We start from the raw sequence: 4,952 nt of genomic DNA, 5'->3' as shown, positions 1-4,952 counted from the left end.
GCGTGGCAGTCGTATCCGTCGGAGAACCTCGATCCGGCCGGCGTGACCGCGAACAACCTTGCCTACGTCATCTACACCTCAGGTTCCACCGGCCAGCCCAAAGGCGTGATGGTCGAACACGCCAATCTGGCGAACCTGATCCACTGGCATAGCGAGAGCTTCCCGCTGCAGCCGGGCGAACGTACCGCCAGCACCGCCGGTGTCGCCTTCGACGCCTGCACCTGGGAAATCTGGCCGGCGCTGAACATGGGCGCGACCCTGGCCCTGCCGCCGCGCGACTCCGCCGGCGATCCGATGAAGTTGCTGCAGTGGTGGGAATCGCAGGATCTGCACAGCAGCTTCCTCGTTACCGCATTGGCCGAAATCGCTCTAGGCCGCGCGCAGCCGGGCAAGCCGCTACGCAGCCTGCTGACCGGCGGCGATCGCCTCAGCCGTCTGCCCGAGAAAAACTTGCCGTATGAGTTGATCAACAACTACGGCCCGACCGAAACCACGGTGGTGGCGACCTCCGGCCGTCTCGATCCGAACGGCGCCATCGTCCACATCGGCCGTCCGATCGCGAACACGACGATCTATCTGCTCGACGCGCACGGCGAACCGGTGCCCGAAGGCGTGGCCGGCGAAATCCATGTCGGCGGCGCCGGCGTGGCGCGCGGCTATCTCAACCGCCCCGAGCTGACCACCGAACGCTTCCTCGATGATCCCTTCGCGGCCCGAGAGGGCGCGCGGATGTACCGCACCGGCGACCTCGGCCGCTGGTTGCCGGACGGCACGATCGAATTCCTCGGCCGCAACGATCATCAGGTCAAGATCCGCGGCTTCCGCATCGAACTGGGCGAGATCGAAGCGCAACTGGCGAAGCTGCCCGGCGTGCGCGAAGCGGTGGTACACGCTCGCGAAGACGGCACCGGCGACAAGCGCCTGGTGGCGTATTACGTCGCCGGCGAACAACCGCAGGACAGCAATGCGCTACGCGCGCATCTGCAACAGTCCTTGCCCGACTACATGGTGCCGGTGGCGTACGTGGCGCTGGAGCGCCTGCCGCTGACGCCCAACGGCAAGCTCGACCGCCGCGCCCTGCCGGCGCCGGAAGGCGAGGCCTACGCGCAGCGCGTCTACGCCGCGCCGCAGGGGCCGCTGGAAACCGCGATCGCGCAGATCTGGGCTGAGTTGCTGCAGATCGAGCAGGTCGGCCGCGAAGATCACTTCTTCGACCTGGGCGGACACTCGCTGCTGGCCCTGCAGATGACCGCGCGCCTGCAGCAGCGCCTGGACCTGGAGGTCGCGCTGTCGGACCTGTTCGCGCAACCGGTGCTGCACGAGTTCGCCCGCGTCGCCGCGAGCAAGCAAGGCGCGGCCTTGCCGGCCATCATCGCCGGCGAGCGTCCGCGGACCCTGCCGCTGTCGTTCGCGCAACAGCGCCTGTGGTTCATCGCGCGCATGGACGAAGCGGCCAGCGCCGCCTATCACATGGCCGGCGGCCTGCGCTTGCGCGGCCCGCTGGATGCGCAGGCCCTGCAGGCCGCGCTGGACCGGATCGTGCAGCGGCATGAAGCGCTACGCACGCATTTCGAACTGGTCGATGGCCAGCCGGTGCAGCGTATCGACGACAACGCGACCTTCGCGCTGAGCCGGCACGATGTCAGCGCCGCCGCCGATCCGCAGGCCGAACTGGCGCAGTGGCGCCGGGTCGAAGTGGAAACTCCGTTCGACCTCGCCGCCGGCCCGCTGGCGCGCGGCCGCTTGTTGCGCATGAATGAGGACGAACACGTCCTGCTGCTGACTCTGCACCACATCGTCTCCGATGGTTGGTCGATGGGCGTGCTGGTCAAGGAACTGAGCGCGCTGTACCGGGCCTACGCCCTGGAAAGCCTGTCGCCGCGGATCGATCCGCTGCCGGCCTTGCCGGTGCAGTACGCTGACTACACGCTGTGGCAGCGCCAATGGCTGAGCGGCGATCTGCAACAAAAACAACTGTCTTACTGGCGCGAGCAACTGACCGGCGCACCCGCGTTGATCACCCTGCCGAGCGACCGGTCGCGGCCGGCGGTGCAGGAATACGCCGGCGCCAGTCTGGAACTGGAACTGGACGAAGATTTGAGCGACGCGCTGCGGGCGCTGTCGCGCAAGCACGGCACCACGCTGTACATGACGCTGCTGGCGGCCTGGAGCGCATTGGCGTCACGTCTGGCCGGGCAAGACGAAGTGGTGATCGGCACGCCGGTCGCCAACCGTGCGCGCGTGGAAGTCGAGCCGCTGATCGGTTTCTTCGTCAACACCCTGGCGCTGCGCCTGGATGTCGGCAACAACCCGACGGTGAGCGAACTGCTGGCGCGGGTGCGCGAGCAGGTGCTGCAGGCGCAGAGCCACCAAGACGTGCCGTTCGAACAAGTGGTGGAAGCGCTCAAGCCGGCGCGTTCGCTGGCGCACAGCCCGCTGTTCCAGCTGATGTTCAGTTGGCAGAACACGCCGCAGGCGGCGTTGGAGCTGGGCGCGCTGCAGCTGCACGATCTCGATGAAGGCGAGCATCGCAGCGCTCAGTTCGATCTGTCGCTGGGGCTGCAGGAAGTGAACGGCCGGATCGCGGGCAATCTGGAATACGCCACGGCCTTGTTCGACCGCGCCACCATGCTGCGCCACGTCGAGTATCTGAAGGCCTTGCTGCGCGGCATGAGCGAGGACGACAGTCAGCCGATCGAGCGCATCGCGATTCTTGATGCGGCAGAGCGGCAACAAGTGCTGCACACCTGGAACGACACAGCTCGCGCCTATCCGCACGCGCAGTGCATCCACGAATTGTTCGAACAGCAGGCGGCGGCGAGCCCGGATGCGACCGCGGTGGAGCAGGGCGGCCAGCGCCTGAGCTATGCCGAACTCAACGCCCGGGCCAATCGCCTGGCGCATCACCTCAGGACATTGGGCGTGGGCCCCGACGATCGGGTCGCGATCGGCCTGCCGCGCAGCCCCGACATGGTCGTGGCGGTGCTGGCGGTGCTGAAGGCCGGCGGCGCCTACGTGCCGCTGGACCCCAGCTATCCGTCCGAGCGCCTCAACTACATGCTCAGCGACAGCGCGCCGAAGGTGTTGCTGACCCACAGCGAGGTGCGCGCGAACCTGTCCGCGGCCGAGTCGTTGACGGTGGTGGAGATCGACACCGACGCGCCAGCATGGCGGTCGGCGCCTGAGCGCAACCTCGACACCGCGGTGCTGGGCGTGACCGCCGGGCATCTGGCCTACGTCATCTACACCTCCGGTTCCACCGGCCAGCCCAAGGGCGTGATGGTGGAGCACCGCGGCCTGTGCAATCAGATCACCGCCCTGCAGGCGCATTACGCTCTGCAGCCCAGCGATCGCATCCTGCAGTTCGTCGCGCCGACCTTCGACGTATCGGTCGAGGAAATCTTCACCACCTTGCTCAGCGGCGCGACTCTGGTATTGCGCACCGAAGCCTGGATCACCGGCCCCTCCGAGTGGTGCGCGCTGTGCGCGGAACACGCGCTGACCGTGGCGAATCTGCCGACTCTGTTCTGGCAACAGCTGGCGCAAGCGACCGACGTCGCCATTCCCTCAGGCTTGCGCCAGATCATCATCGGCGGCGATACCGTCAGTCCCGCTGCCCTGCAGGCCTGGTGGTCGCGCGACGGCCATCGTCCGGCGCTGTCCAACGCCTACGGCCCCACCGAGACCACCATCAACGCCTGCGTCCTGGATTGCTCGGCGCAGACCGGCGTGTTGTCGATCGGCCGTCCGCTGGCGAACATGTCGATCTACGTGCTCGACGCGCACGGCGAACCGGTGCCCGAAGGCGTGGCCGGCGAGATTTACATCGGCGGCGCCGGCGTGGCGCGCGGCTATCTCAATCGCCCCGAATTGACACGCGAGCGTTTCCTTGCCGATCCCTTCGCTGGCCGGGTTGGCGCGCGGATGTATCGCACCGGCGATCTCGGCCGCTGGTTGCCCGACGGCACGATTGAATTCCTCGGCCGTAACGATCATCAGGTCAAGATCCGCGGCTTCCGCATCGAGCTGGGCGAGATCGAAGCGCAGCTGGCGAAGCTGCCCGGCGTCAGCGAAGCGGTGGTGCACGCGCGCGAAGACAGCCCGGGCGACAAGCGCCTGGTCGCGTATCTGGTCGGCGAGGCATTGCCGCAGACCGCGGACTTGCGCACCGCGCTGGCGCGCGAACTGCCCGAGTACATGGTGCCGGCGGCTTATGTGACGCTTGAGCGCCTGCCGCTGACGCCGAACGGAAAACTCGATCGCCGCGCCCTGCCGCCGCCGGAAGCCGACGCCTACGCGCAGCGTGCGTATGAAGCGCCGCAGGGCGCGGTGGAAACCGCGCTGGCGCAGATATGGTCCGAACTGCTGCAAGTCGAACAGGTCGGTCGCCAGGATCATTTCTTCGAACTCGGCGGCCACTCGCTGCTCGCCGTGCAGTTGATGGAGCGCATGCGCCATCAACAGCTGTACGCCGATATCCGCACCTTGTTCGCGCAGCCGACCCTGTCGGCGCTGGCGCAGGCGGTGGAGCAGGCGCGGCAACGCGATTGGCGCGAGGTGCCGGTGCCGGCCAACGGCATCGAGCCGGGCTGCACCGAGCTGACCCCGCAAATGCTGCCGCTGGTGGCGTTGGATGCCGAGCAACTGGCCCGCATCGTCGATGCCGTTCCCGGCGGCGCGGCCAATATCCAGGACATCTATCCGCTGGCACCGTTGCAGGAAGGCATCCTGTTCCATCACCTGCTGCATCAGCAGGGCGACCCCTACCTGCTGTCGACCACGCTCGCCTTCGATTCGCGCGAACGCCTGGACGGCTTCGTGGAAGCGCTGCAGACGGTGATCGACCGTCACGACGTGCTGCGCACCGCGGTGCAGTGGGAAGGCCTGCCCGAACCGGTGCAGGTGGTCTGGCGCGAAGCGACGATCGAGGTGGAGACGCTGGTGCTGGACGG

At 67.5% G+C, this 4,952-nt stretch carries 1 protein-coding gene; it reads left to right on the top strand.

All coding sequences use genetic code 11. The features are described from left to right. The coding region (locus AB4Y92_RS24990) for an amino acid adenylation domain-containing protein (RefSeq protein WP_441822072.1) at positions 1–4,952 on the top strand (4,952 nt) is incomplete at both ends.

Source organism: Lysobacter sp. TAB13, assembly GCF_052113885.1.
Lineage (GTDB): Bacteria > Pseudomonadota > Gammaproteobacteria > Xanthomonadales > Xanthomonadaceae > Lysobacter > Lysobacter gummosus.
This window is presented reverse-complemented; position numbering and strand designations above follow the sequence as displayed.